This is a genomic window from Streptomyces sp. NBRC 109706 (assembly GCF_000974485.1).
In the GTDB taxonomy this organism is placed as follows: Bacteria; Actinomycetota; Actinomycetes; order Streptomycetales; family Streptomycetaceae; genus Streptomyces.
Map to the genome: position 1 here is coordinate 140,838 of NZ_BBOM01000007.1, position 26,077 is coordinate 166,914.

Here is a 26,077-nt window from a genome sequence, read left to right on the forward strand (position 1 = left end):
AGTGGGTCGTTGTGGGTGGCCTCTTCCGCGCTCGCTCAGTCCTCGACGATCTCACCGGTGGCCGTGTTGACCGCGGGGGCGGCCGGGGCCTGGCCGGCGAGGGCCGCGGCGACCGTCTCGGCGGTCCTGCGGCCTATGCCGGGCACCTCGCTGATCTCCTCCACGGTGGCGGCGCGGAGCCGTTTGACCGAGCCGAAGTGCTTGAGCAGCGCCTTCTTACGGGTCTCCCCGAGGCCGGGAATGGCATCGAGAGGACCCTTTCTTATCGATTGTGACCGTTTCCCGCGCTGATAGCGGATGGCGAAGCGATGCGCCTCGTCCCTGACCCGCTGCAGCAGGTAAAGCCCCTCGCTGGTGCGCGGGAGGATCACGGGATCCTCCTCGGCCGGCAGCCAGACCTCCTCCAGCCGTTTCGCCAGGCCGCAGACCGCGACATCGTCGATACCCAGCTCGTCCAGCGCCCGGCGGGCCGCCGCCACCTGCGGCTGGCCGCCGTCGACCACCACCAGCTGCGGCGGATAGGCGAAGCGCTTGGGGCGGCCGTCGTCCTCCACCGGGGCGGCGAAGGCGTCGTCCGTCTCCTCCTCGACCGCCCACTCCCCCGTGCGCTCGCGCTCGCGCAGATAGCGGCGGAACCGCCGGGAGACCACCTCGTGCATGGCCCGGACATCGTCCTGTCCGGCGAAGCTCTTGATCTGGAAGCGACGGTATTCGCTCTTCCGAGCGAGGCCGTCCTCGAAGACGACCATGGAGGCGACCACGTCGTCGCCCTGGAGATGGGAGATGTCGAAGCACTCGATGCGCAGCGGCGCCGAATCCAGGCCGAGGTTCTCGGCGATCTCCTCCAGCGCGCGGGATCTGGTGGTGAGGTCCGAGGCGCGCTTGGTCTTGTGCAGCACCAGCGCCTGCTGGGCGTTGCGCTCGACCGTGGTCATCAGATCGCGCTTGTCGCCGCGCTGCGGGACGCGCAGGCTGACGGCGGAGCCCCGGCGTTCCGTGAGCCAGTCGGTAAGCGGCTCGGCCGGCTCGGGCAGGGCGGGCACCAGGACCTCCCTGGGCACGCTCTCGCCGGTCTCCTCGCCATAGAGCTGCTGCAGGGCGCTCTCCACCAGCTCTCCGGTGGTGACGTTCTCCACCCGGTCGGTGACCCAGCCGCGCTGGCCGCGCACCCGGCCGCCGCGCACATGGAAGATCTGCACGGCCGCCTCCAGCTCGTCCTCGGCGAGGGCGATCAGATCGGCGTCGGTGGCGTCGGCGAGGACCACCGCGTTCTTCTCCATGGCGCGGCGCAGCGCCTCGATGTCGTCCCGCAGCCGGCCGGCCCGCTCGTACTCCAGGGCCTCGGCCGCCTCGCCCATCTCGGCCTCCAGGCGGCGGAGATAGGCGCCGGTGCGCCCGGCCATGAAATCGCAGAACTCCTCGGCCAGCGCGCGGTGCTCCTCGGGGCTGACCCGGCCGGTGCAGGGCGCGGAGCACTTCTCGATATAGCCCAGGAGGCAGGGGCGTCCGATGGCGTGCGCGCGTTTGAAGACCCCGGCGGAGCAGGTGCGGACGGGGAAGACGCGGAGCAGCAGATCCACCGTCTCGCGGATGGCCCAGGCGTGCGCGTAGGGGCCGAAGTAGCGAACGCCCCGGCGCTTGGCGCCACGGAGCACCTGGACCCGGGGGAATTCCTCGTTCATGGTCACCGCGAGTGACGGATAGCTCTTGTCGTCGCGGTACTTGACGTTGAATCGGGGGTCGTACTCCTTGATCCAGGAGTACTCCAGCTGCAGGGCCTCGACCTCGGTGGCCACCACCGTCCACTCCACCGAGGCCGCCGTGGTGACCATGGTGGCGGTGCGGGGATGCAGCCCGGTGATGTCCTGAAAATAGGAAGAAAGGCGCTGACGCAGGCTTTTCGCCTTCCCGACGTAGATCACCCGGCGGTGCTCGTCGCGGAACCGATAGACGCCGGGCGAGTCGGGAATCTCGCCCGGCCTCGGGCGGTAGCTGGAAGGATCGGCCATGACCGCAACCCTACTGCCGCCAACTGACAGTGAGCGAAGCACGCGGCTCCCCGGCCCGGCCCCGGACGGCTACCAACCGCGTTCGCGCCACTCGGGGAGGCTCGGTCGCTCGGCGCCCAGCGTGGTGTCCGCGCCATGGCCCGGGTACACCCAGGTCTCGTCGGGGAGTTGGGCGAACAGCTTGGTCTCCACGTCGTGCAGCAGGCTGGCGAACGCGTCCGCGTCGCCACGGGTGTTGCCGACGCCGCCGGGAAAGAGGCTGTCCCCGGTGAAGAGATGGGGGTGGCCGTCGGGGTCGTCGTAGACCAGCGCGACGGAGCCCGGGGTGTGCCCGACCAGGTGCCGGACGGTGAGGCGGCAGCGGCCCACGGCGACCTCGCCCCCGTCGTCCAGCGGGACCGAGGTGGGCACCGGGATGCCCTCGACGTCGTGGCGGCCGGCGTAGGTGGGTGCGCCGGTGGCGCGCACGACCTCTTCGAGCGCCTGCCAGTGGTCACCGTGGCGATGGGTGGTGACCACCCCGACGAGGCCGTCCGGGCCGATCAGTTCCAGCAGGGCGGGGGCGTCGGCGGCGGCGTCGATCAACAGTTGTTCGCCGGTGGCCCGGCAGCGGAGCAGATAGGCGTTGTTCTCCATCGCCCCCACGGCGATCTTGCTGATCACCAGGTGGGCCAGCTCGTGCGCGTCGGCGGGACCGCCGACCTGGACGTTCCCTGTGTACGGCATGCGCGTGAAGCCTCTCGGTGTTGGCTCGGGTCCGACTCGGAGGTGGTCGGGGCCCGCTCAGAGCGGGGGGAGTTCGGGCAGCGGCAGGGCGCTGGTCAGGCCGCTGCCCCGGGTGCGGCCGGAGAGCCATCCGACCAGGGCGGCCGGGGTGCCGGCGACCGTCCGCGACTCACCGTCCGGCCCGCCGGTGGGCCAGTGCCGGCCGTCCTCGGCGCGCAGCTCGATCGGGGGCAGCCCGGGGGCACCGACGAACCGGTCGGCGAGGTAGCGCAGCGCCCGGTCGAGGAAGGCGCCGGGCAGATCGGCCACCGTGCGGCCCACGCCGAGGTCGATGTGGTGCATCTCGACCTCGACCCAGCGGCGGAACGGCAGGCTGGACGCCAGATCGGTGATTCCGTTGCGGAGCCGGACCACCTCGGCCCAGCGCTGTTCGTCCAGCGCCCTGGCGGCGGTCAGGAACCGCTCGGAGCTGGTGCGCAGGTCGTCGAGCTGGGCGGCCGGCGGACGGGGTGCGTCCCGCTCGATGTCGGCGTCCCTGGCCTCGTCGCTCGGGTACATGGGCTGACCGGCGAGGATCCGGGTCAGGGCGTCCGCGTTGCGTGCGAGGTGGGCGAGCACATGGCCCCGGCTCCAGTTCGGCAGCAGGGAGGGGGCGGCCAGCTCCGCCGGCCCCAGCCCGGCGGCCGTGGCCAGCAGCGGGACGGTGGCGTCCTCGACGGCCGTCAGGTCGCTTTCGGGTGCGGTCATGATCACACGCTAGCTCGCCACCCCATCGAGTGAAAGAACGACGAGGGAACGCCGGAGAGAAGGGGCGAGGGCGGGTGGGGAGGTGGCCGGGGGCCGGGAATCGAACGCACGTGCTATAGGGTGCGGGGGCGGGACTCGGCATCCGGACTCGTTTGTCAGTGGTCCCCCATACCCTGGGATAGGTCGCTCGCCTCACGGGCGAACGCATCCAGATCACCCCAGATCAACAACGAAAGGTCCATCCGGCGTGGCCGACCGACTCATCGTTCGTGGCGCTCGCGAGCACAATCTCCGGAATGTCTCGCTCGACCTGCCCCGCGACTCGCTCATCGTCTTCACCGGGCTGTCGGGATCGGGCAAGTCCTCGCTCGCCTTCGACACGATCTTCGCCGAGGGTCAGCGGCGATATGTCGAGTCGCTGTCCGCCTATGCCCGGCAGTTCCTCGGGCAGATGGACAAGCCGGATGTGGACTTCATCGAGGGCCTGTCCCCCGCCGTCTCCATCGACCAGAAGTCCACCTCGCGCAATCCCCGCTCCACGGTGGGCACCATCACCGAGGTCTACGACTATCTGCGGCTGCTGTTCGCCAGGATCGGCAAGCCGCACTGCCCGGAGTGCGGCCGGCCCATCGCCCGGCAGTCGCCCCAGGCCATTGTCGACAAGGTGCTCGGCCTCGACGAGGGCAGCCGGTTCCAGGTGCTGTCGCCGCTGGTGCGGGAGCGGAAGGGCGAGTTCGTCGATCTCTTCGCCGATCTGCAGACCAAGGGCTACAGCCGGGCCAGGGTCGACGGCGCCACGATCCAGCTCGCCGACCCGCCCAAGCTGAAGAAGCAGGAGAAGCACACCATCGAGGTGGTGGTGGACCGCCTCACGGTGAAGGACAGCGCCAAGCGGCGCCTGACGGACTCGGTGGAGACGGCCCTCGGCCTCTCCGGCGGGATGGTCATCCTGGACTTCGTCGACCTCCCCGAGGACGACCCCCAGCGCGAGCGGATGTTCTCCGAGCATCTGTACTGCCCGTACGACGATCTCTCCTTCGAGGAGTTGGAGCCGCGCTCCTTCTCCTTCAACTCCCCCTTCGGCGCCTGCCCCGAGTGCACCGGCATCGGCACCAAGATGGAGGTCGATCCGGAGCTGATCATCCCCGATCCGGAGAAGACGCTGGAGGAGGGCGCGATCCACCCGTGGTCCCACGGCCACACCAAGGGCTATTTCAACCTGCTGATCGGCGCCCTCGGCGACGCGCTGAACTTCCGCACCGACATCCCCTGGGAGGGGCTGCCGCAGCGGGCCAAGAAGGCCCTGCTCAACGGCCACAAGACCAAGATCGACGTCCGCTACGAGAACCGCCACGGCCAGGAGCGGGCGTACACCACGGCCTTCGAGGGGGTGCTGCCGTTCATCCGCAGGCGGCATGCCGAGGCCGAGACGGATTCGGGCCGGGAGCGCTTCGAGGGCTATATGCGCGAGGTGCCCTGCGCCGCCTGTCAGGGCACCCGGCTCAAGCCGCTGATCCTGGCGGTCACGGTCCAGGGCAGGTCGATCGCCGAGATCGCCGGCATGTCGATCAGCGAGTGCGCCGATTTCCTCGGCCGGATGCGGCTCACCGCCCGCGAGAAGAAGATCGCCGAGCGGGTCCTCAAGGAGGTCAACGAGCGGCTGCGGTTCCTGGTCGACGTCGGCCTCGACTACCTCTCGCTCAACCGCGCCGCCGGCTCGCTCTCCGGTGGCGAGGCCCAGCGCATCCGGCTGGCCACCCAGATCGGCTCGGGGCTGGTCGGCGTCCTCTATGTGCTGGACGAGCCGTCCATCGGCCTCCACCAGCGGGACAACCACCGGCTGATCGAGACGCTGGTGCGGCTCCGCGATCTGGGCAACACGCTGATCGTCGTCGAGCACGACGAGGACACCATCAAGACCGCGGACTGGGTGGTGGACATCGGCCCGGGAGCCGGCGAGCACGGCGGCAAGGTGGTGCACAGCGGCCCCTACGCGGAGCTGCTCACCAACGCCGAATCGCTCACCGGCCAGTACCTCTCCGGTGCCCGGGTGATCCCCACCCCCGCCACCCGCCGCCCGGTGGACACCGACCGCATGATCACGGTGCACGGCGCGCGCGAGCACAACCTGCGCGGCATCGACGTCAGCTTCCCCATCGGGCTGCTGACCGCGGTCACCGGCGTCTCGGGCTCGGGGAAGTCCACGCTGGTCAACGACATCCTCTACACCCATCTCGCGCGGGAGCTGAACGGCGCCAAGTCGGTGCCCGGCCGGCACACCCGGGTCACCGGGGACGATCTGGTGGACAAGGTGGTCCATGTGGACCAGTCGCCCATCGGCCGCACCCCCCGGTCCAACCCGGCCACGTACACGGGTGTCTTCGACCACATCCGGCGGCTCTTCGCCGAGACGATGGAGGCGAAGGTCCGCGGATACCTGCCGGGCCGCTTCTCGTTCAACGTGAAGGGCGGTCGCTGCGAGAACTGCTCGGGCGACGGCACGATCAAGATCGAGATGAACTTCCTCCCCGATGTCTATGTGCCCTGCGAGGTCTGCCACGGCGCCCGGTACAACCGGGAGACGCTGGAGGTCCACTACAAGGGCAAGTCCATCGCCGAGGTGCTCGATCTGCCGATCGAGGAGGCGCTGGAGTTCTTCGCCGCGGTGCCGGGCATCGCCCGCCATCTGCGCACGCTCAACGACGTGGGCCTCGGCTATGTCCGGCTCGGGCAGCCGGCGCCCACCCTCTCCGGCGGTGAGGCACAGCGCGTCAAGCTCGCCTCCGAGCTCCAGAAGCGGGCCACCGGCAGCACGGTGTACGTGCTGGACGAGCCCACCACCGGGCTGCACTTCGAGGACATCAGAAAGCTGATCACGGTGCTCTCCGACCTGGTGGACAAGGGCAACACCGTGGTGGTGATCGAGCACAACCTCGACGTCATCAAGACGGCCGACTGGGTGCTGGACATGGGCCCCGAGGGCGGCGCCGGCGGTGGGCTGCTGCTCGCCGAGGGCACCCCCGAGGAGGTGGCGTCCGTTCCGACCAGCCACACGGGGAAGTTCCTCCGGGACATCCTGGGCGACGCGGTGAGCGACGCGACCCCGGTCGCGCCACGGGCCGCCGGCCGGAAGACCGCCAGGAGCACGGCGGCGGGCAAGGGAGCGGCGGGCACGGCCGGCAAGCCCGCCAGGAAGAAGGCCGCCGCCAAACGCTGATACCCCCCGTCGAGTTGTTTCCCGGAAGTTCCCGGTCGGAGTCTGGCGAAGCGTCAACTCCCTTGGAACGCTGAGCCGCTGGGCGTGCTCCCCGCACGCACACGGCAAGCGTTCCCAGGGAGTTCCCTTGCAGAGACTCATGGTGCGTCGAGCGTTTCGGGCGCCCGCACTGATCGCGGTGGCAGCCGCGTCCGCGCTGACCATGGGGTTGGTCCAGCCCGCGGGCGCGGTCACCCCACCGCGACAGGCCCCGGCCGTCGTCTCCACCGTCCCCACCGGGATCGTCGAGCACGACGGGCTGGAACTGTCCCGCACCCGGCAGCCGCTCGCGCCGGGCGCCGAGCTGACCAGCTATCAACGGCTGGAGTCCGACAAATGGTTGAGCGCCCACGCACTCAGCCTGGATCTGACCGCCGAGCTGGGCGTCGAATACCTCGGCCCGCCCCATGTCGCCGACGCCGCTCCGCTGAGCGAGCTGGTCGCCGCGCACGACCCGGGCGAGGGTCGCACCACGGTGGCCGCCATCAACGCCGACTTCTTCGACATCAACGCCACCAACGCGCCGCTCGGCCCCGGTCTCGACGGCGGCGAGCTGGTGCACGGCTCCGCGCACGGCGCCACCGAGGCGGTCGGGATCGGCCCCGACGGCGCCGGCCGCGTCCTGGGCCTGTACTTCGAGGGCACGGCGACCCTCCCCGACGGCGAGGCCGAGCTGGACGGCTACAACTCCCCCGAGGTACCACCGGACGGCATCGGGGTGTTCACCCCCCGGTGGGGCGAGGCCGACCGGGCCTTCCCGGTCGGCGAGGCCGAGGAGACCACGGAGGTGGTCGTCGAGGACGGCGAGGTCACCTCGGTCGCCGAGAAACCGGGCGCGGGCCCGATCCCCGACGGCGCCGTCGTCCTGCTGGGGCGCGAAGCCGGTGCCAGGACCCTGGCCACGCTGGAGGCCGGCGACCCGGTGGACCTTGAGTACGCGCCCCGCACCGAGGACGGCTCCGAACTGCCGCACAGCGCGGTCGGCGGCCGGGGCGTGCTGGTGGTCGAGGGCGAGCCGCAGGACTGGGAGGGCCTGCCCAACAACGCCACCGCGCCGCGGACGGCCGTTGGCTTCTCCCGGGACGGTCAGGAGATGTACGTGCTCAGCGTGGACGGCCGTCAGGCCCACTCCGGGGGCACCACGCTCACCGAACTGGCCGTGATGATGGCCGATCTGGGCGCCTACAGCGCGCTCAACCTCGACGGTGGCGGCTCCAGCACGTTGCTGGCCAGGCTGCCGGGCGCGGCCGGGACCGAGCTGGTCAACAGCCCGTCCGACGGGCAGGAGCGCGAGGTGCCCAACGGGCTCGCGATCACCGCGCCCACCGGCAGCGGCGAACTGTCGGGCCTCCGGGTGGAGAGCGCGGTCTCACCGGTTCACGCGCCGACGGCCGACCCCGTCCCCGGCGGCCATCCGGAGCGCGTCTTCCCCGGGTTGACGCGGGTGTTGTCCGCCGTCGGCCACGACGAGAGCTATGGCCCGGCCCAGGCGGACCCGCGCTGGCACTCCGACCGGCCCCGGGTCGGCACGGTCGAGGACGGGATCTTCCGGGCCCGCTCGTCCGGCGGCGTGGAGATCGGCGCCCGCCAGCGCGGCGTCGGCGGCACCACGGAGCTGACGGTCATCGGCGAGTTGACGGAGATCGCCACCACCACCCGACGTCTCGGCCTGGCCGGCGCCGGCTCCCGGGGCTCCTTCGGCGTGCTGGGGGTGGACGCGGCCGGCACCTCGGCGCCGATCGAGCCGGCGGACATCCGGCTGGAGTACGACGCGGACCTTCTCAGCATCGAACCTGACGTCGCCCGCGGCGGGTTCACCGTGACCGCCGGCCCGGTCGACTCCGCGTCCGACCTGGTCACGGTGACGGTCGACGGTGTCACCACCGTGCTGGCCGTCACGGTCGGCCTGGCCGACACGACGGTCGCCGACTTCTCCGACGCCGAGGAGTGGACCTTCGACCACGCCAGGGGGGACGGCTCGGTGTCGCCCGAGCCCGAGGCGGCGGACGGCGCGGGCCTCCGGCTCTCCTACGACTTCTCGCTGAGCACCGCGACCCGCGCGGCCTACGCCTATCCGCCGTCCGACATCGCGGTGCCGGGGCAGCCCGCCAGCTTCACGCTCTGGGTGCTGGGCGACGGCCGGGGCGCCTGGCCCTCGCTCCAGCTCCGCGACGCCCGGGGCACCGACCTGATCCTGCGCGGCGACCATCTGGACTTCGAAGGCTGGCGGCAGCTCAGCTTCGCGGTGCCGGAGGGCACCGCCTATCCGGTCTCGGTGCATCGGCTGTACCTCGCCGAAACCCGTCCCGAGCAGAGCTATGTGAGCGAGGTGGTCCTCGACGAGCTGCACGCCCTCACCCCGCCCGAGGTCGAACTGCCGGAACAGGCCCCCGCCGCCCATCCGTTGATCGACTCGGCCGCGGGGACCGACGGGCGGGACTGGCGGTTCGCCGTGGTTTCCGACGCCCAGTTCGTGGCGCGCGCCCCGGAGAGCGAACTGGTCGCCGCCGCGCGCCGCAGCCTCCGGGAGGCCAGGGATGCCGAACCCGACCTGGTGGTGATCAACGGGGATCTGGTGGACGAGGGGTCGCCCGAGGACCTCGCGTTCGCCCGGCAGGTGATCGAGGAGGAGCTGGGCGATGACCTGCCCTGGTACTACGTGCCGGGCAACCACGAGGTGATGGGCGGTTCCATCGACAACTTCCGCGACGAGTTCGGCGCGACCCGGCAGACCTTCGACCACCGTGGCACCCGGTTCATCACCCTGGACACCTCCTCGTTGACCCTGCGGGGCGGCGGCTTCGCACAGATCCAGGAGCTGCGTGCCCAGCTGGACGCGGCGGCGGGCGACCGCTCGATCGACTCGGTGGTGGTGCTGGGGCATGTGCCGCCACGGGACACCATGGCGCAGCCGGCCAGCCAGCTCACCGACCGTCTGGAGGCGGCGGTGCTGGAACGCTGGTTGACCGACTTCCGCCACCGGTCCGGCAAGGGGGTGGCCTACTTCGGTGCCCATGTCGGCATCTTCGACACCTACCGGCTGGACGGCGTGCCCTATGTGATCGGCGGCAACTCCGGCAAGGAGCCGGCGACGGTGCCCGAGGAGGGCGGCTTCAACGGCTGGCTGCTGGTCGGGGTGGACGCCGTCTCCCGCGCCGAACAGGCCGAGGCACGGCGCCACCCGGAACGGGCGCTGCCGGACTGGCTGTCCGTGCGCACCATGGCGCGGGTCGACGATCTGACGCTGACCGCGCCCGACCGGCTGGCGGTGGGCGAGACGGCCGCCGTGGAAGCCACCGTCGCGCAGGACGGCGCGGGCGGTCCGCGCGAGGTGCCGGTCGGCCCGCTGGTGAGCGCGGACTGGGACGGCTCACGGCCACTGCATCTGGGCCCGGCCGAGGAGGCCGGGCGACGGGCGGTGGCCGCCTTCGATCCGGCCACCGGCGAGCTGACCGGCCTGCGGCCCGGCGAGGTCACCCTGGAGGTGACCGTCAACGGGGAGACCAGGGAGGCTGCCGTGCGGATCACCCGCTGACCGGGCACCCCGCTCGATGCCCCCGGGGCCGCGGCCCCGGGGGCAGGGCGCTCACTTCAGGCCGACCTCCCGCATCTGGCGCAGCTCCTTCTTGAGATCGGACACCTCGTCCCGCAGCCGGGCGGCGATCTCGAACTGCAGCTCGGCCGCCGCCGCGCGCATCCGCTCGGTGAGCTGCTCGATCGTCTCGGCCAGCTCGGCGGCGGGCCGGTCCGTCAGCTGCTCCGGCTCCTTGGCCCTGCCCTTGGCCTTGCCGCCGGCCGGCACGCTCGGCACCGGCGCCCGGCCCCTGGCCGTGTCCACCGCCTGCCGAAAGCCCGTGCCCAGCAGCTGCTGGGTGTCGACGTCCTCGCGCGCGATCGACGCGACGATGTCGTTGATCTTCTTGCGGAGCGGCTGGGGATCGATGCCGCGCTCCTCGTTGTAGGCCAGCTGCCTGGCCCGACGGCGGTTGGTCTCGTCGATGGCCTTCTCCATCGCCGGCGTGATGCGGTCCGCGTACATATGGACCTGGCCCGAGACGTTCCGCGCGGCGCGGCCGATGGTCTGGATCAGCGAGGTGCCCGAGCGGAGGAAGCCCTCCTTGTCCGCGTCCAGGATGGCCACCAGGGAGACCTCCGGCAGGTCAAGGCCCTCCCGCAGCAGGTTGATCCCGATCAGCACGTCGAACTCGCCGGCGCGCAGCTCCCGCAGCAGCTCGACCCGGCGCAGGGTGTCCACATCGCTGTGCAGATAGCGGACCCGGATGCCCAGCTCCAGGAAGTAGTCCGTGAGATCCTCGGCCATCTTCTTGGTCAGCGTGGTGACCAGCGCCCGCTCGTCCCGCTCGGCCCGCACCCGGATCTCGTGGACCAGATCGTCGATCTGGCCCTCGGTGGGCTTGACCACGACCTCCGGATCGACCAGGCCCGTGGGCCGGATGATCTGCTCGACGACGCCGTCGCCCCGGGACAGCTCGTAGGATCCCGGCGTCGCGGAGAGATAGACCGTCTGCCCGATCCGCTCCTGGAACTCCTCCCAGCGCAGCGGCCGGTTGTCCAACGCCGAGGGCAGCCGGAAGCCGTGGTCCACCAGGGTGCGCTTACGGGAGGCGTCGCCCTCGTACATCGCGCCGATCTGCGGCACCGTGTTGTGCGACTCGTCGATGACCAGCAGGAAGTCGTCCGGGAAGTAGTCCAGCAGGGTGTAGGGCGGGCTGCCCGTCTCCCGGCCGTCCACATGCAGCGAGTAGTTCTCGATGCCGGAGCAGGTGCCGATCTGGCGCATCATCTCGATGTCGTAGGTGGTGCGCATCCGCAGCCGCTGCGCCTCCAGGAGCTTGCCCTGGCCCTCCATCGTCGCCAGCCGATCGGCCAGCTCCGCCTCGATACGGGAGATCGCGCGCTCCATGCGCTCGGGGCCGGCCACATAGTGCGAGGCGGGGAAGACATAGAGCTGCTGGTCCTGGGAGATGACCTCGCCGGTGACCGGGTGGAGCGTGGACAGCGCCTCGATCTCGTCGCCGAACATCTCGATCCGGACGGCCAGCTCCTCGTAGACCGGGAAGATCTCGATGGTGTCGCCCCTGACCCGGAAGGTGCCCCGGGTGAACGCCATGTCGTTACGGGCGTACTGGATCTCCACGAAGCGCCGCAGCAGCGCCTCCCGATCCGTCTCCTCACCCACCCGCAGCGGCACCATGCGGTCCACGTACTCCTGTGGCGTGCCCAGGCCGTAGATGCAGGAGACGGAGGCCACCACCACCACGTCCCTGCGGGTGAGCAGCGAGTTGGTCGCGCTGTGACGCAGCCGCTCGACCTCCTCGTTGATCGAGGAGTCCTTCTCGATATAGGTGTCCGTCTGCGGGACGTACGCCTCGGGCTGGTAGTAGTCGTAGTACGAGACGAAGTACTCGACGGCGTTGTTCGGCAGCAGCTCCCTGAACTCGTTCGCCAGCTGGGCGGCGAGCGTCTTGTTGGGGGCGATCACCAGGGTCGGCCGCTGCAGCCGCTCGATCATCCAGGCCGTGGTGGCGGACTTGCCCGTGCCGGTGGCGCCGAGCAGGACGACATCCTTCTCACCACCCGAGACGCGCTTCTCCAGCTCGGCGATGGCCGCCGGCTGGTCACCACTGGGCTGATAGGGGCTGACCACCTCGAAGGGGGTCGACGAGCGTTCGATGTCTGAGACGGGCCGCATGGTCCCCACCGTACGACGAGGCACTGACAACCGGGCTCGGCCCGCCTCGCCCCCACCGGTCTCACGCTGTTCAACTCACCGTCGCCGTCCGCCTACCCAGCGGTTTCCCGGCGACGGGCAGGCTCCTCGCGGTCCCACACGGACGCCGTTCCCCCACGGATACGAGGAGTTCCCCATGAGCTACGCCACCGCCGGTTGGCCGGGCTGGCTGCTCGGCGCCGTCGCCGTCACCGCGCTCTCGGTCAGCGAGCTGCCGGGCCACGGCTTCTCCCCCGCCACCGCGTCCGCCGCGCCGGCGAGCACCGCCGCCGCGTCCCCGCGCGGCCAGGGCCCGCTGATCGTCGCCCACCGGGGCGCCTCCGGGCACGCCCCGGAGAACACCCTGGCCGCCGCCGACGCCGCCGCCGAGCTGGACACCGCCTGGGTGGAAACCGATGTACAGCGCACCAGGGACGGCGAGCTGATCCTGCTGCACGACACCACCCTCAACCGCACCACCGACGTGGAGGAGGTCTTCCCCGACCGCGCGCCCTGGCGGGTCTCGGACTTCACCCTGGCGGAGATCGACCGGCTCGACGCCGGCAGCTGGTTCGGCCCCGACTTCGCCGGGGAGGGCGTCCCGACGTTGGCCGAGTTCCTGGACCGGCTCTCCGCCAACGATCAGCGGCTGCTGCTTGAGCTGAAGTCCCCCGACGACTACCCGGGCATCGAGGAGGAGATCCTGGCGGAGCTGGGCGAGCGGGGCTGGCTCGACGAGTGGTACCCGGGGCAGCGGCTGGTGCTGCAGAGCTTCGACGCCGCCTCGGTGCGCACGGTGCACGAGCTGGCGCCGCGCGTCGAGACCGGCTTCCTCGGCACGCCCCCGGTGGCCGAGATCGCGGACTACGCCGAGTTCGCCGACCAGATCAACCCGCGCCACGCAGATCTGACCGCAGCCTATGTGGAGAGCGTGCAGGCGGTGCGGGGTCCGCACGGCCGGCCGCTGAAGGTCTACACCTGGACCGTCAACGACGGGGCGCTGGCCACCCGGGTGGCGGAGCTGGGCGTGGACGGGATCATCTCGGACGTCCCCGAGGTGGTGCGGGCGGCGCTGGCCTCCTGAGCGCCGCCCGTGCCCGGCGGCTCACCGACCGGCATTGTCAGTGGGCCGCCCTAGGCTGAGCGCCATGACTGAGGAGAGCGGCTGCGTCTGGGCCGTCGAGCAGAGCCCGATCGGCCCCCTGCTGCTGGTGGCCTCGGCGGCCGGCCTGGTGCAGGTCGCCTTCCACGCCGATCCGGGGACGGTGCGGCGGGCGCTGGCGCGGCTGTCCGCGGAGCTGGGCGTCCGGGCGGAGCCGGCGCCGGCCGGGCATCCGGTGGTGGCGGAGGCTGCCGAGCAGCTGGCGGCCTACTTCGCGGGCCGTCGCCGGGCCTTCGAGCTGCCGCTGGACTGGTCGCTGACATCCGGATTCACCCAGCGGGTGCTGCGGGAGCTGGCGGTGTCGGTGCCGTTGGGCAGCGTGGTCACCTACCAGGAGCTGGCCCTGCGGGTGGGTGAGCCGGGCGCCGCGCAGGCGGTGGGCGGGGCCATGGGGGCGAATCCGCTGCCGGTGGTGGTGCCCTGCCATCGGGTGGTGGCATCCGGCGGGGGCATAGGCGGCTTCAGCGGGGGTCTGGAGACCAAGCGGGAGCTGCTGGCCCTGGAGGGGGTGTTGCCCAGCCCGCTCTTCTGAGGAGGCGGTCTCCGCCCTTCTGTACCGATACTGGTGCCGGGGCCGCGCCGGATCCGTGGTTCTTCCCGGCGCCCTCGCCAGGCGCGAGCCCGACGCCGAGCGTCGTCCGGCCCCAGGCAAGGAGGGCGACGATGGCTGGGGCCCAGGATCGGCCGACGATCACCTACTGTTCGCTGGACGCGCTGCGCGCCCGTGGCTGGACGCCGTTCCTGGTCCGGGGCTTTCTGGGCCGGCCGGATCGCACGGCGCCGGTGGAGCTGTATCTCAGCGCCCGGGTCAGGGAAGCGGAGTCGCTGCCGGAGTTCCTGGCCGCCAGGGAGCTGCGCAGGCGCAGGGCGCGGGCGCAGCGCGAGGCGGGCGAGCGCCGTCGGGCCGAGGCGCTGGCGGCGATCCTGGCCGCGCCGCTGGGGCTGCCCCGCCTCACGGAGGCCGAGCTGGCGGAGCGGGCGGTGGCCCATCGCAATCTGCGGGATGCCCAGCGGGCCGCGCTGTCCTGGGGGCACCGGCCGCGTCCGCGCACGGTGGACGAGCTGACGCCCGCCGAGCTGGGCAGATGGCAGGTGCGCTGGCTGTGGGAGGCGCTGCTCCCGCATGCCGCGCTGCTCGACGCACTACCGCCCGGCGACAGCCGGGCCGAGGGCCGGCGGCTGCTCACCGAGCGGTGTTACGACGCGATAGCGGCGGCCTATCCGGCACTCCGCCCGGAGTGCCGGGAACAGCGGGCCGCCGCGCTGGGGGATGCCCCGGAGGGATCCTGAGGCGTCGGGTCGCCGATCGGTCGATCAGCCGGCTCACACCTCGGCGTCCTGGTCGCGCAGGAACTTCATGGGGTCTATGGCGGTGCCGTAGTCGGCGCTGGTCCTGATCTCGAAGTGCAGGTGGGGGCCGCTGCTGTTCCCGGTGTTGCCGGACAGCGCGATCCGCTCGTCGGCGGAGACCTGCTGGCCCACCTGGACGTCGACCTGCGACAGGTGCGCGTACTGGCTGAAGGTGCCGTCATCGTGCTTGATCACCACGGCGTTGCCGTACGCGGGGCCGTCCCCGGCGCCGTTGCCGCCGGCCTTGACCACGGTGCCGTCGTGGACGGCGTGCACCTCGGTGCCGCTCGGCACGGCGAAGTCCTGACCGCTGTGCTTGGCGGCCCAGCGGTCACCGCTGTTGCCATAGGTGGCCGACAGCTCGTAGTCGTCCGAGATGGGCGACACCCAGTCGGCGGCCTTGTCGGTCTCGGCAGCCTTGGCGGCCTTGGCGGTGCCCTCGCCCGACTCGGCGGCGGCCCGCAGCGCCTCGGCCTGGCCACGCGTGGTGTCGGCCAGCTCGCTCGCGGTGCCGGAGGCGAAGGCGTCGGCGTTCGTGCCCTCGGCGGCCACCGCGGCACCGGTCAGCGCGACCGTGGCGCAGGCGCCGGCCACGACAGCGGCGGCGGCACGGGCACGGAGGGTCCTGGGGGCGCGGGTCGTGATGGTGGTGGTGTTCAGCATGAAGGGACATCCTCTGAGATTCGGGGGCATCCCGACCGAAACCAGCCGGGCGAATCTCATTGATAACGGGCATTTCCCCCGAGCACAAGAACCCTCATTACTAGCCGTCCCCGTAGTCGTCACGGCCGGAATAACGGGCCCGATCACCGCCGTCGAGAACGCCACGGAACGCCGTCCGGAAGCCGTTCATGCCATGAGGAAGCCCGGCACACGCCGCTGACCTGTCATTTCTTCCGACTGTCCGGAAGTCGGCGAGTGTGCCGGGCGAAATTCCCATCGGCCAGGACCGAAAGTCCCGGGCCTTTGGTCACCTGGTTTTCCTATCCACCCTCGTAGGCCCCCGAGGGGCTGTGTCGACCGTCACGTGGAATGCGGCGGGCAGGCCCGGAAAAGGGCGGTCGGATTGCCGAATTCAGGGTGCGCACAGCGCGGACGGAAGCCTCGGGACGGCCTTTTCGTCACTGCGGATACAGCTCGAAGGTGGCGCAGCGGCGGCCGCCGAAACGGGGCGCGTCGGCCTCGGCGGCCCTGGTGAGCAGCTTCCGCGCGTAGCCGACCGGCTCGTGGTCGCCCAGCCCCGTGATGTAGGCGCGGTGCTCGGCGAGGGAGGCGATGCCCCGCTCCAGCGACCGCTCGCCGAGCGGTTGGGCGTGGGTGGGATGCGGGGCCGCCGCCACCGCCACCCAGCGCACCCCGCCCCAGGGCTGGAGGCCGCCCTCGGCGAGCTGTTCGGGAAAGATCCAGCGGTTGCCCGCGTCGCCGGCGGCGTCCAGCACGGCGCGGCCCACCACCCGGTGGTCCGGGGTGTTCCAGTAGGTGCCGCCCCAGGTGTCGTGGTGGTTGAGGGTGAGCAGCAGCTCGGGGCGGTGCCGACGCACGGCGGCCGCCAGATCGGCCCGCAGCCGGGGGCCCGGCTCGATCACGCCGTCGCGATGGTCGAGGAACTCCACGGTGTCCACGCCCACCGCCGCCGCGCTGGCGATCTGCTCGGCCTCCCTGATCCGGGCCGACTCCCCGGGCTCGATGCCGTCGATGCCGGCCTCTCCCCTGGTGACCAGCAGATAGGTCACCTCCTTGCCCGCCTCGGTCCACTCGGCCACCGCTCCGGAGGCCCCGTACTCCAGGTCGTCGGGGTGGGCGACGACGGCCAGTGCCCTTCGCCAGTCCAGGGGCAGGGGGGTCAGTTGGTCGGGCACCACGGTCTCCTCACGGTCGACGGGGTGGGCCGGAGGCCGCTCGCCGGCGGGCGACGGACGACGGAGGGGCCCAGCGGGAGCCCACTCACCCTAACCAGCGCCGTGGTCGGCGCCCCCGGTCGTGCCGCCGCCCGTCCGGGCGAGCCGCAGCCGGCAGCGGCCGGCCCGCCGGTCAAGCGTCTCCCACGCGGCCTGGGCGCTCTCGCCCCGCCGGAAGGCCAGCGCGCGTTCGCACAGCGCGAGCGCGGCGGCGTGCTCGCCCCGGCGCTCGTGGTGCAGCGAGAGCCGGTTGAACACCACCAGATCCCGCACTCCCCCGTCGACGGCCGACCGCCAGATCCGGGCGGCGTCCGCGTCACGCCCCCGGCGTTCAAGGCCCCGCCCGACATAGCGGGCCGCCCGGCCGAGCGCCGCCAGATCGCCCGCCGCCCGCAGCAGCGGCAGGACGGCGGCCAGCTCGTCCACCCACGCCGGATCGTCGCCGTAGTGGGAGACCAGCGCGGCTCCGGCGCTGCCGGTCGCGCAGAGACCGAGCGTGGCGCAGGACCAGCAGCCGCCGCAGTCGGCGAGCGCCGCGATGGCCGCGGCCGGCTCGGGGAAGAGTTCCAGCAGGTGGCGCGGGGGTTCGGGGCCCTGATCCAGGGCGGCGAGCCAGGTCACCGAGGGCGCCACATCGGACCGTCGGGTCCGTGGGTCGGCCAGCAGCAGACGCAGCGCGGTGTGCAGCGCCTCGCGCGCCAGCTCGGGCCGTGCCGGCCCGAAGACGGCGGTGGGCCCGCTCACCATGCCGCCGAACCAGCCCCAGAGCCGCCCGGCCTCCGGGCAGCCGTCCCGCTGGAGGGTGGTCAGCGCCCGTGTCCAGGCGTCGGCGCCCCCCTGCCAGTGGGCGATCAGCCGGTGCGCGGCCCGGTGCTCCGTCCCCAGCCCCTCGGTCTCCGCGTCGCAGCGGGCCCGCCCGCGCCGCTCCCGGTGAAGCACCTCGGCCGTGGGTTCGGTGAGCCGCGCGAGATCGGTGTGGCCGTCGGCCTCGGCTCTGGCGAGCAGTTCGAAGAGGAGCGCGGCGGTCACCTCGGCGTCCGAGTCCGCCCGATGCGCCCGATGGGCGATGCCCAACGAGGCGACGCAGGTGGTCAGTCGGTGGTTGGCCAGCTCGGGCAGGTAGCGGCGGGCCAGGGCCAGGGTGTCCAGTGCCGTCTCGGGCAGCCGACCGGCCCCGGCCAGCTCCAGCTCCATGGCGAGGAACCGCAGGTCGAAGCCCACGTTATGGGCGACCAGGACCGCGCCTTCCAGCCTGCTGACGACCTGGGGCAGCACGGCGGCGAAGCGCGGGGCCGCGGTGCTCTGCGCCAGGGTGATCCCGTGGACATGCACCGGTCCCGTGTCCCGGCCGGCGTCGAGCAGGCTGCTCCAACGGTCGGTGATCCGACCGTCCTCCACGGTGACCAGGGCGAGGGAGACCATGCGGTCGCCCCGTTCGGGGGCGAGCCCGGTGGTCTCGCAGTCGAGCACCACGAAGCGGTGGGCGCGCAGTATGTCGCTCGGTGGGGGATCCATGGGAGTCATGGCAGTTGACGAGGGAGACGGGGAGCGTGGGCGCGCTCAGCGCCAGCCGTGGCGCGCCTGGAGGTTGTGCACGACGCGCTGGAACCGCGCGCGGTCCAGGGCGCACGCCTCCCGCCGCATGCCGTCGGGATGCACCCGCAGCACGCGTTCCAGATGCACCCAGGAGTCGCGGCCGGAGCGGTCCCAGGGGCCGGAGCCCAGGGGCAACCACTCTTCGTCGCCCTCCTTGACGCGGCTGGAGAGCTGCACCGCGAGCAGCGTCTCCCGCTGGGCCTCACGGGCCACCACCAGCACCGGGCGGTCCTTCCCCCGGCCGTCGCCCTCCTCGTAGGGGACCCAGGTCCAGACGATCTCGCCGGGATCGGGATCCCCGTCGGGCTCCGGGGCGTACTCGGTACGGACGGCGCCGACGCCGCGCGGCTCGACCTCGACGGTGGCGGAGGCGCCATGGCGGCCGGGTATCTCGTCTGACTGGATGCTGTCCATGGAACCCACGGTATCGCCGCCGCCCAGCCGGACTGTCAGTGGCGGGGGTTAACGTTCGGGTAGTCGACTTCGGCCGTGGTCACGGGCGTTGGCGGAGGCGTCGGCGGCGGCCGGCGACGGTGCCCGCTCCCCTGATCCCGGTGTGGTGTCAGAAGTCGGCGGAACGAAGGGTGCGTTCGCGAATGTTGTCGAGAAAGACGGGCACGTCCTCCATGGTCGTCCCCGTGCACTGCACGATCAGATCCATCACGTCGCCGGCGGACAGCGCCCCGACCACGGGGTGGACATGCGCCAGGCCGACCCGCTCCTCCATACGTTTCAACACATGGATGGCGAGGTTCAGTTCGGGCACGCGATCGGTGTGGCCGAAGTCCAGGCTGCGCCGCATCACCCACATGTCGGGGATGATCTGGCCGAAGACGATGATGTGCGCCAACGCGAACATCGAACGGGCGCACTGCCGCGCGCTCTCGTCCGACTCGTCCTGAAGCGCCCGCACGGCCTCCTCGTCCTCGGCGAGATGGGCCTTGATGAGGGCCACCGCGTGCAGCACCTCGTCCCTGCTGTACGGCCTGACCGCGTCGTCCACGCCCCAACTCCCTGCTCACTGTGCGCTGATCAGTGGAGCACTCAGTGTGTCAGGTTTGTCCGCCGGATGGGTCCGTTCGCCAAGCCCCGTCCCCGCTCCCCCTCTTGGGCGTCACGGCCGCCGAACCGCGCCCCCGTTCCACGCGGGACGCTCCGCGTGGTCCACCCGCACCACCACGTCCGCCACCTCCTCCGGCCGCTCGTCGGCGGCGTAGCCGGCGAAGGCGGGCAGGGTCCACTGCCACTCCGCCGGCGTACGCCGGGCCAGCGCGCCCGCGGAAAGGCTCAGATGAACGACGAGATCGGCCGGGAACCACCGACCCAACAGAAAGACACCATGGAGCAACAACACACCGCCCGGCGGCAGTTCGACATAGGCGCTGCGCGTCGCCCGATCCAGCTCCCGGTCCCAGAGATCCGGCAGCACCCGCCCCGTGCCGCCGGGGTCGAGCGGGGTCAGCACCTCGCGCCAGAGGGCGCTCACATCCCACCAGGACTCCCGATAGGCGTCCGGGTCCCGGCGGCCGAACTCGTAGCGCAGCGAGGCGGCCCTGAGGAACCCGGCCGCGTCGACCACCACCGCCGACCGCCCGCGCAGCCTCAGCTCCTCGGCGACGGCCGCCGCCAGCCGGCCGCCGCCGGCCACCGGGGCCCCGTCGATCAGCACCCGCCGCCAGGTCGGCTCGGACGCATCCCGCCCCCCGGCGTCAGGGCCTGGCGCCGGGGCCAGGATCCGCTCCGTCAGCTCCCCGGCCAGCCGTTCCCAGGTGATCGCCTCCAGTCGCATCACCCCATCATCGCCGCAGCGGCACGCCGCGCGCCCCCGGGGCTGCCGGGGGGCGCCGGGGGGCGCGTTCTTCCCTCCGTGCGCCGCGCGCCGCACGATAGAGCCATGACCCACGACCAGGAACCGGTCCGGCTGGAGCCCTATGTCGAGACGCTTCGCGCCCGGTTACCCCCGGAGCAGTTCATTCTGCTGATGCGCACCTTCCATGCCCTGCTCACCGACGGTGGCGCGTTGCGTCTCCCCCTGGTGCCGCACCCGCCGGGCGAACGCGAGCCCTTCACCGCCGAACTGCAGAGCGAGATGCTCACCCTGATGCGACTCACCGCCGCCCCCTGACCCGCCGTCACCCCTCCCCCGCCGCCCCGGAACGCTCCCGACTCCCCGTCTCCCTGCCCATCGGGGCCCCTGACCCCGAACGCGCCGGCCCGCCGAGAACGCGAGGACGCGCAGACCTCCCCGGGGTTCGCCCCGACCGGGCCGGCGGGTGTCATCTTTTTGCTAGGTGTTTTCCGAACAACACCACAGGGAGCGAAAGGGGAGATATATGCCGGATGTCTCCGAGCATATCGCCGGCCTCGCCAAGCGGGGCTCGGAGCCCGTGGTGGTGCAGACCCTCCGATCCACGGCGGCGGCCACCCTCGCCTATATGGCCGCGCGTTGGCTGACGGATGTCACCGCCCCACTGCTGGCCCCGCTGACCGCGCTGCTCGTCGTCCAGGTCACCCTCTTCGCCACCATCACCACCGGCGTGCGCCGGGTCAACGCCGTGGTCACGGGCGTGCTGTTGGCCTCCGCCTTCAGCGCGGTGGTGGGCCTCAGCTGGTGGAGCCTGGGCCTGCTGATCCTCGCCGCGCTGACGGCCGGCCACCTGGTGCGGGTGAGCGAGTTCGTTCCCGAGGTGGCCATCAGCGCGATGCTGGTGCTCGGCGTGACCCAGGTCGCGGAGACCGCGCTGGACCGCGTGGTGGAGACGGTCATCGGGGCGGTGGTCGGGCTGCTGTTCAACCTCGTCTTCATCCCGCCCGTCTGGGTGCGCTCGGCCGGCGAGGACATCGAGGAACAGGCCCGACGGATGCGACAACTCCTCATCCGACTGAGCGAGGAGGCCGACGAGAACGACTCCCCCCACCCCCAGCTGCCCGACAAACTGGAGGAGGCGCGCCAGCTCGACCACGACGTCGCCCAGGTGGACGCCTCGCTCACCCAGGCGGAGGAGAGCCTGCGGTTCAACCCCCGGGCCAAGGAACCGCTGCTCACCCGCATCGTGCTGCGCACCGGCCTCGACACCCTGGAGGTCTGCGCGGTGATCCTGCGAACGATGTCCCGCAACATCAGCGACCTGGCCGCCCGCCGCACCGACGAACCACTCTTCCCCGACGATGTGGCCCCGGCCATGCGGGAGCTGCTGACCAACCTGGCCGGCGCCGTCGACAGCTTCGCGACCCTGATCACCAGCCAGGTCAGCAGCGCGGCCGACGAGGCGGAGGCGTTCCTGGAAGTGGAGCTGGAGGCCGCGCGGATCTCCCGGGAGCATGTCGCCAAACTGCTGCTGGCCCGGGTGCAGGAGCACCCCAAGCAGTGGCAGTGGCATGGCTCGCTGCTCGCCGAGGTGGACCGGATGCTGGAGGAGTTGGACATCCAGAAGCGTTCCACCAACCTGGCGGCGGAGCTGGACCGCGTCTCCCGGGAGGAGCGCGAGCAGTATCCACGCCTCTACCGGATGCGCCGCCGCGCCCAGCGGCTGCAGCGGCGCGTCAAACGCGCGTGGCAGGCCCGCACCGGCTGAGCCCTGGCGCCGGCCGCCGGCCGAGGCCGGTGACGGCCGGTCAGGAACCGAAGGAAATACTGCCGTTGATGGTGCCCGCCTGGATCACCGGGCCGGTGACCCGCGCGTCGCCGGAGATCTCGTTGTGCACCCCGCCCCCGAGCTCGGGCCGGTGGGTGTCCGCCCAGTCGCGCAGCTGACCGGCGAACTCGTCGTCCCCCTCGGCGCGCTGCGTGAGGCGCCCCGCCAGCGCTCGCACGGCCTCGTCGTCCGCCGGATCGACGGGCTCGGGGTCCTCCCCGGCGGCAACCCTGCGGGTCAGTGACAACAGCGCGTCCCAGGCCCGCCGGCCCACCTCATTCGCGGCACTCGCCGCAGCCGCGGTGACCAGGCCGACAACGGATTGAAGGTCCATGGGGCAACGGTAGTGGCCCGGACCCCGACACCGCCACGGGAACGGCGGATCAGTCCGACCCCGCCAGCACCACCAGCCGCTCCCACAACTCCCCCACCCGCGCGTCGAGTTCGGCGAGCGTGCCGTCGTTGTCCACCACGAAGTCCGCGATGGCCAGCCGCTCCTCGCGGGTGGCCTGGGCCGCCATTCTGGCGCGCGCGTCGGCCTCGCCCATCCCCCGCGACCCGGTCAGCCGGGCCAGTCTGGTCTCCTCGGTGGCATCCACCACGACCACCGCCGCATAGCGGTGCGAAAGCCGCTCCTCGGCGAGCAGCGGCACATCGTGCACCACGACCTGCCCGGGGCCGGACTGCGCCTGCAACTCGGCCGAACGCCGCGCCACCAGGGGGTGCACGATGCCGTTCAGCACCTTGCGGCGCTCGGGGTCGGCGAAGACCAGACGCCCCAGCCGCTCCCGGTCCAGTGCCCCGTCGGCGCCCAGCACCTCGTCGCCGAACTCGGCGACCACCGCGGCCAAGCCCGGCGTCCCCACGGCCACCACCTCGCGCGCGATCCGGTCGGAGTCCACGATCACCGCGCCACGGCGCGCCAGAGCGCGCGCGACCTCGCTCTTGCCGGAGCCGATACCCCCGGTCAACCCCACTGCCACCATGCGGGCAGGCTACGCTACGGCGTTCCGTCGCCGTCCTCGCGTTCGGCGAGAAAGCGCTCGAAGACCTCGCCCAGCTCGTCCGCCGAGGGCAGCTCCGCGGGCTCCGCCACCAGATTGCCCCGGGTGGCCGCGCCGGCGACCGCGTCGTACTGCTGCTCAAGACCGCGCACGACCGCGACCAGGTCCGTCTCGCCCTCGGCCAACTCGCGTTCGATCTCGTCCTGGGTCTTCAGCGCCTGGCTGCGCAGCACATGAGCCGCCTCCGGGAGCACCAGGCCGGTGGCGGCCGTGATCGACTCCAGCACCACCAGCGCCGCGTCCGGGTAGCGGGACCTGGAGATGTAGTGCGGCACATGGGCGGCGACGCCGACCACATCGTGCCCGCCCTGTTCGAGCCGCAGCTCCACCAGCGCCGCCGCGCTCCCCGGCACCTGTGCCTCCTCGAAGACCGAACGCTGCAGGGGGATCAGCTCGGCGCGGTTGCCGTGCGGGGTGAGGCCGACCGGCCGGGTGTGCGGCACCCCCATCGGAATCCCGTGGAACGTGACGGCGAGACGGACCCGAAGCCGCTCCACCAACTGCCCCACGGCGGCGGCGAAGCCCTCCCACTCCACATCGGGCTCGGGTCCGGAGAGCACCAGGAACGGCTGGTGGGTGGCGTCCCTGGCCAGGCGCAGCTCCAGCGCGGGGTGTTCGTAGGCGGTCCAGCGCTGCCGACGGAACGTCATCGTCGGCCGCCTGGCGCGGTAGTCCACCAGACGGTCGTGGTCGAACCGGGCGACGGGAACGGTGGGGCCGGCGAGCAGCTGTTCCACCAGTTGGCCGCCCGTGTCACCCGCGTCGATAAATCCGTCGAAGTGGTAGAGCAGGACGGGCCCGGCGCTCTCAGCTCCCCCGACGGCCTCCTCCACCCGTGCCACCCCGTCGGGCTCCCATGCGTACAACTCCTGCGGATCACGCACCGTCCCCGTTCTCCTTCCGGTGTCCTCGCATGCTTGGCGTCTCCCGGGTCAACGCCGCGATCGCGAAGCGCATTCCCGCGGTCAACATGGCGGCGTCCGCGGCCCGTTGTCAAACAGCCAGCCGAACAGGCCGCCAGCCGGGGCGAGAAACGGCCAGGGGCCCGTTTCCAGAAGGAAACGGGCCCCTGAGCACGGGACCGAGCCCGTGGCAGCCTGGGTCAGCTCTGACCGCCGGCCAGCTTCTCGCGAAGCGCGGCCAGCGCCTCGTCCGAAGCCAGGGCGCCGGAGTCCTCCGCCGGGCTGGAGGAGTACGAGCTGCCACCGCCCGAACCGCCGCCGGCCTGCGGGGCGCTGCCGCCGCCACCGGCGGCCTCCGCCTCGGCCTGCGCGTCCGCCTCGCGGGACTTGATGACCTGCGCCTGGTGCTGCTCGAAGCGCTGCTGCGCCTCGGCGTACTGGCGCTCCCACTCCTCGCGCTGCTTGTCGAAGCCGGGCAGCCAGTCGTTCGCCTCCGGGTCGAAGCCCTCGGGGTAGATGTAGTTGCCCTGGTCGTCGTAGGACGCCGCCATGCCGTAGAGCGTCGGGTCGAACTCGACCACCATCGGGTCGGCGCCGAAGTTCTCGTTGGCCTGCTTCAGCGAGAGGCTGATCCGACGACGCTCCAGGTCGATGTCGATGACCTTGACGAAGATCTCGTCGTTGACCTGGACGACCTGCTCCGGGATCTCCACATGGCGCTCGGCCAGCTCGGAGATGTGCACCAGGCCCTCGATGCCCTCGTCCACCCGGACGAACGCGCCGAACGGCACGAGCTTGGTGACCTTGCCCGGGACGACCTGACCGATCTGGTGCGTCCGCGCGAACTGCTGCCACGGGTCTTCCTGGGTCGCCTTCAGCGACAGGGAGACGCGCTCGCGGTCCATGTCCACGTCGAGCACCTCGACGGTGACCTCCTGGCCGACCTCGACGACCTCGGAGGGGTGGTCGATGTGCTTCCAGGACAGCTCGGAGACGTGCACCAGGCCGTCCACGCCACCCAGGTCCACGAAGGCACCGAAGTTGACGATGGAGGAGACGACGCCGGAGCGCACCTGACCCTTCTGGAGGGTGGTGAGGAAGGTCTGGCGGACCTCGCTCTGCGTCTGCTCCAGCCAGGCGCGGCGGGAGAGAACCACGTTGTTGCGGTTCTTGTCCAGCTCGATGATCTTGGCTTCGAGCTCCTTGCCGACATAGGGCTGGAGGTCGCGGACCCGGCGCATCTCCACGAGGGAGGCCGGCAGGAAGCCACGGAGACCGATGTCGAGGATGAGGCCGCCCTTGACGACCTCGATGACGGTACCGGTGACGATGCCGTCCTCGTCCTTGATCTTCTCGATGGTGCCCCAGGCGCGCTCGTACTGGGCGCGCTTCTTCGACAGGATGAGACGGCCTTCCTTGTCCTCCTTCTGGAGAACAAGGGCCTCGATCTCATCGCCGACGGCGACAACCTCGTTGGGGTCCACGTCGTGCTTGATCGACAGCTCTCGCGAGGGGATGACCCCCTCGGTCTTGTAGCCGATGTCGAGCAGGACCTCGTCCCGGTCGACCTTCACGATGACGCCGTCGACGATGTCGCCGTCGTTGAAGTACTTGATCGTCTCGTCGATCGCGGCGAGGAAGGCTTCCTCGGAACCGATGTCGTTGACCGCAACCTGCGGGGTGGTCGCGGTGGTCTCGGTGCTGCTCGTCATGTGGTAAAGGGCTCCGGTACGGACATATTGGTAGGCACTGCTACGCCGAAGACCCCTATCGCCACTGCCGCAGCCGGACAGCCTGAGAAGCGCGAATCCCGATCCCGAGGGATCTGACACGCGCCTCGCCAACCGAGGAGACATACAACAGTTACGAGCGCGACCTGCTCCGTCCGAGGCGCGCAAGCCCGCAGCGCGTCTTATAGCATACGGGGGCATCCGACCAGGGTCAATGCGCGGTTCGCCCCACGAGGCGCGCGGACGGGCCGAAACTCGTGCTTCCCCGCCC

General features: G+C 71.5%; 21 protein-coding genes. 7 read left to right on the forward strand and 14 right to left on the reverse strand.

Annotated features, from left to right (window positions below; genetic code table 11):
- Positions 1 to 35 precede the first annotated feature (35 nt).
- The 3 genes from uvrC to AOM46_RS14870 form a co-directional block, all read right to left on the reverse strand.
- Positions 36 to 2,009, reverse strand: coding sequence for an excinuclease ABC subunit UvrC (uvrC, locus tag AOM46_RS14860; RefSeq protein ID WP_062211247.1), 1,974 nt, complete (start codon positions 2,007 to 2,009; stop codon positions 36 to 38).
- A gap of 69 nt (positions 2,010 to 2,078) precedes the next feature.
- Positions 2,079 to 2,735 (reverse strand): MBL fold metallo-hydrolase, encoded by a 657-nt coding sequence (locus AOM46_RS14865; RefSeq protein ID WP_062211250.1) that lies wholly within the window; start codon positions 2,733 to 2,735, stop codon positions 2,079 to 2,081.
- Between the two features lie 57 nt (positions 2,736 to 2,792).
- On the reverse strand, positions 2,793 to 3,482 hold the full coding sequence (locus tag AOM46_RS14870; protein WP_062212594.1) for a maleylpyruvate isomerase family mycothiol-dependent enzyme: 690 nt from the start codon (positions 3,480 to 3,482) through the stop codon (positions 2,793 to 2,795).
- Positions 3,483 to 3,729: 247 nt separating this feature from the next.
- On the opposite strand from AOM46_RS14870, the gene uvrA reads away from it, so the two are divergent.
- Together uvrA and AOM46_RS14880 are read left to right on the forward strand one after the other, a co-directional pair.
- A complete protein-coding gene (gene uvrA, locus AOM46_RS14875) occupies positions 3,730 to 6,699 on the forward strand; it encodes an excinuclease ABC subunit UvrA (protein WP_062211253.1) in 2,970 nt (989 codons plus the stop codon).
- Positions 6,700 to 6,826: 127 nt separating this feature from the next.
- Positions 6,827 to 10,273: a phosphodiester glycosidase family protein gene (locus AOM46_RS14880; protein ID WP_370592710.1), complete on the forward strand. Its 3,447-nt coding sequence runs from the start codon at positions 6,827 to 6,829 to the stop codon at positions 10,271 to 10,273.
- 51 nt (positions 10,274 to 10,324) lie between these two features.
- Here the strand turns inward: AOM46_RS14880 and uvrB are convergent, their stop codons facing one another.
- Positions 10,325 to 12,451 carry an excinuclease ABC subunit UvrB gene (gene uvrB / locus AOM46_RS14885; RefSeq protein ID WP_062211260.1) on the reverse strand — a complete coding sequence of 709 codons (2,127 nt, stop codon included), beginning with the start codon at positions 12,449 to 12,451 and terminating at the stop codon, positions 10,325 to 10,327.
- A 175-nt stretch (positions 12,452 to 12,626) separates the two neighbouring features.
- On the opposite strand from uvrB, the gene AOM46_RS14890 reads away from it, so the two are divergent.
- The 3 genes from AOM46_RS14890 to AOM46_RS14900 all read left to right on the forward strand — a co-directional run bounded on the left by AOM46_RS14890 (position 12,627) and on the right by AOM46_RS14900 (position 14,921).
- Positions 12,627 to 13,553, forward strand: coding sequence for a glycerophosphodiester phosphodiesterase family protein (locus AOM46_RS14890; protein ID WP_078856836.1), 927 nt, complete (start codon positions 12,627 to 12,629; stop codon positions 13,551 to 13,553).
- 64 nt (positions 13,554 to 13,617) lie between these two features.
- Positions 13,618 to 14,163 (forward strand): methylated-DNA--[protein]-cysteine S-methyltransferase, encoded by a 546-nt coding sequence (locus AOM46_RS14895; protein ID WP_062211264.1) that lies wholly within the window; start codon positions 13,618 to 13,620, stop codon positions 14,161 to 14,163.
- A gap of 131 nt (positions 14,164 to 14,294) precedes the next feature.
- Entirely contained in the window at positions 14,295 to 14,921 is a 627-nt protein-coding gene (locus tag AOM46_RS14900) for a hypothetical protein (RefSeq protein ID WP_062211267.1), read from the forward strand.
- Positions 14,922 to 14,954: 33 nt separating this feature from the next.
- On the opposite strand, the gene AOM46_RS14905 is transcribed toward AOM46_RS14900, so the two are convergent.
- The 6 genes from AOM46_RS14905 to AOM46_RS14930 form a co-directional block, all read right to left on the reverse strand.
- Positions 14,955 to 15,644: a M23 family metallopeptidase gene (locus AOM46_RS14905; RefSeq protein ID WP_078856837.1), complete on the reverse strand. Its 690-nt coding sequence runs from the start codon at positions 15,642 to 15,644 to the stop codon at positions 14,955 to 14,957.
- A 458-nt stretch (positions 15,645 to 16,102) separates the two neighbouring features.
- Positions 16,103 to 16,843, reverse strand: a complete 741-nt coding sequence (locus AOM46_RS14910; protein WP_370592711.1) for a PIG-L deacetylase family protein — start codon at positions 16,841 to 16,843, stop codon at positions 16,103 to 16,105.
- 87 nt (positions 16,844 to 16,930) lie between these two features.
- Positions 16,931 to 18,394, reverse strand: coding sequence for an exonuclease domain-containing protein (locus AOM46_RS14915; protein WP_062211270.1), 1,464 nt, complete (start codon positions 18,392 to 18,394; stop codon positions 16,931 to 16,933).
- 45 nt (positions 18,395 to 18,439) lie between these two features.
- Positions 18,440 to 18,889, reverse strand: coding sequence for a type II toxin-antitoxin system PemK/MazF family toxin (locus tag AOM46_RS14920; RefSeq protein WP_062211273.1), 450 nt, complete (start codon positions 18,887 to 18,889; stop codon positions 18,440 to 18,442).
- A gap of 148 nt (positions 18,890 to 19,037) precedes the next feature.
- Complete coding sequence (locus tag AOM46_RS14925; protein ID WP_062211276.1) at positions 19,038 to 19,478, reverse strand: DUF6224 family protein; 441 nt, start codon at positions 19,476 to 19,478, stop codon at positions 19,038 to 19,040.
- Between the two features lie 111 nt (positions 19,479 to 19,589).
- Positions 19,590 to 20,264 carry a hypothetical protein gene (locus AOM46_RS14930; RefSeq protein WP_062211277.1) on the reverse strand — a complete coding sequence of 225 codons (675 nt, stop codon included), beginning with the start codon at positions 20,262 to 20,264 and terminating at the stop codon, positions 19,590 to 19,592.
- Positions 20,265 to 20,369: 105 nt separating this feature from the next.
- Here AOM46_RS14930 and AOM46_RS14935 point away from each other — a divergent pair, with 105 nt between their 5' ends.
- Together AOM46_RS14935 and AOM46_RS14940 are read left to right on the forward strand one after the other, a co-directional pair.
- Positions 20,370 to 20,600 (forward strand): hypothetical protein, encoded by a 231-nt coding sequence (locus AOM46_RS14935; protein WP_062211280.1) that lies wholly within the window; start codon positions 20,370 to 20,372, stop codon positions 20,598 to 20,600.
- Between the two features lie 208 nt (positions 20,601 to 20,808).
- On the forward strand, positions 20,809 to 22,050 hold the full coding sequence (locus tag AOM46_RS14940) for an aromatic acid exporter family protein (RefSeq protein WP_062211283.1): 1,242 nt from the start codon (positions 20,809 to 20,811) through the stop codon (positions 22,048 to 22,050).
- Between the two features lie 40 nt (positions 22,051 to 22,090).
- On the opposite strand, the gene AOM46_RS14945 is transcribed toward AOM46_RS14940, so the two are convergent.
- The 4 genes from AOM46_RS14945 to rpsA form a co-directional block, all read right to left on the reverse strand.
- Complete coding sequence (locus tag AOM46_RS14945) at positions 22,091 to 22,444, reverse strand: hypothetical protein (protein ID WP_067226234.1); 354 nt, start codon at positions 22,442 to 22,444, stop codon at positions 22,091 to 22,093.
- Between the two features lie 49 nt (positions 22,445 to 22,493).
- On the reverse strand, positions 22,494 to 23,096 hold the full coding sequence (gene coaE, locus AOM46_RS14950; protein WP_062211287.1) for a dephospho-CoA kinase: 603 nt from the start codon (positions 23,094 to 23,096) through the stop codon (positions 22,494 to 22,496).
- A 14-nt stretch (positions 23,097 to 23,110) separates the two neighbouring features.
- Entirely contained in the window at positions 23,111 to 24,058 is a 948-nt protein-coding gene (locus AOM46_RS14955) for a proteasome assembly chaperone family protein (RefSeq protein ID WP_062211289.1), read from the reverse strand.
- 218 nt (positions 24,059 to 24,276) lie between these two features.
- On the reverse strand, positions 24,277 to 25,788 hold the full coding sequence (gene rpsA, locus AOM46_RS14960) for a 30S ribosomal protein S1 (protein WP_062211291.1): 1,512 nt from the start codon (positions 25,786 to 25,788) through the stop codon (positions 24,277 to 24,279).
- Positions 25,789 to 26,077: the final 289 nt, after the last annotated feature.

Bases quoted from the DNA above. Each gene is read 5' to 3' on its own strand.
- AOM46_RS14865 (WP_062211250.1), bottom strand. From the start codon at position 2,735: ATGCCGTACACAGGGAACGTCCAGGTCGGCGGTCCCGCCGACGCGCAC.
- AOM46_RS14920 (WP_062211273.1), bottom strand. From the start codon at position 18,889: ATGGACAGCATCCAGTCAGACGAGATACCCGGCCGCCATGGCGCCTCC.
- AOM46_RS14945 (WP_067226234.1), bottom strand. From the start codon at position 22,444: ATGGACCTTCAATCCGTTGTCGGCCTGGTCACCGCGGCTGCGGCGAGT.
- AOM46_RS14940 (WP_062211283.1), top strand. From the start codon at position 20,809: ATGCCGGATGTCTCCGAGCATATCGCCGGCCTCGCCAAGCGGGGCTCG.
- AOM46_RS14935 (WP_062211280.1), top strand. From the start codon at position 20,370: ATGACCCACGACCAGGAACCGGTCCGGCTGGAGCCCTATGTCGAGACG.
- uvrC (WP_062211247.1), bottom strand. From the start codon at position 2,009: ATGGCCGATCCTTCCAGCTACCGCCCGAGGCCGGGCGAGATTCCCGAC.
- AOM46_RS14890 (WP_078856836.1), top strand. From the start codon at position 12,627: ATGAGCTACGCCACCGCCGGTTGGCCGGGCTGGCTGCTCGGCGCCGTC.
- AOM46_RS14915 (WP_062211270.1), bottom strand. From the start codon at position 18,394: ATGGATCCCCCACCGAGCGACATACTGCGCGCCCACCGCTTCGTGGTG.
- AOM46_RS14870 (WP_062212594.1), bottom strand. From the start codon at position 3,482: ATGACCGCACCCGAAAGCGACCTGACGGCCGTCGAGGACGCCACCGTC.
- coaE (WP_062211287.1), bottom strand. From the start codon at position 23,096: ATGGTGGCAGTGGGGTTGACCGGGGGTATCGGCTCCGGCAAGAGCGAG.
- AOM46_RS14905 (WP_078856837.1), bottom strand. From the start codon at position 15,644: ATGCTGAACACCACCACCATCACGACCCGCGCCCCCAGGACCCTCCGT.
- AOM46_RS14895 (WP_062211264.1), top strand. From the start codon at position 13,618: ATGACTGAGGAGAGCGGCTGCGTCTGGGCCGTCGAGCAGAGCCCGATC.
- rpsA (WP_062211291.1), bottom strand. From the start codon at position 25,788: ATGACGAGCAGCACCGAGACCACCGCGACCACCCCGCAGGTTGCGGTC.
- AOM46_RS14900 (WP_062211267.1), top strand. From the start codon at position 14,295: ATGGCTGGGGCCCAGGATCGGCCGACGATCACCTACTGTTCGCTGGAC.
- uvrB (WP_062211260.1), bottom strand. From the start codon at position 12,451: ATGCGGCCCGTCTCAGACATCGAACGCTCGTCGACCCCCTTCGAGGTG.
- AOM46_RS14930 (WP_062211277.1), bottom strand. From the start codon at position 20,264: ATGCGACTGGAGGCGATCACCTGGGAACGGCTGGCCGGGGAGCTGACG.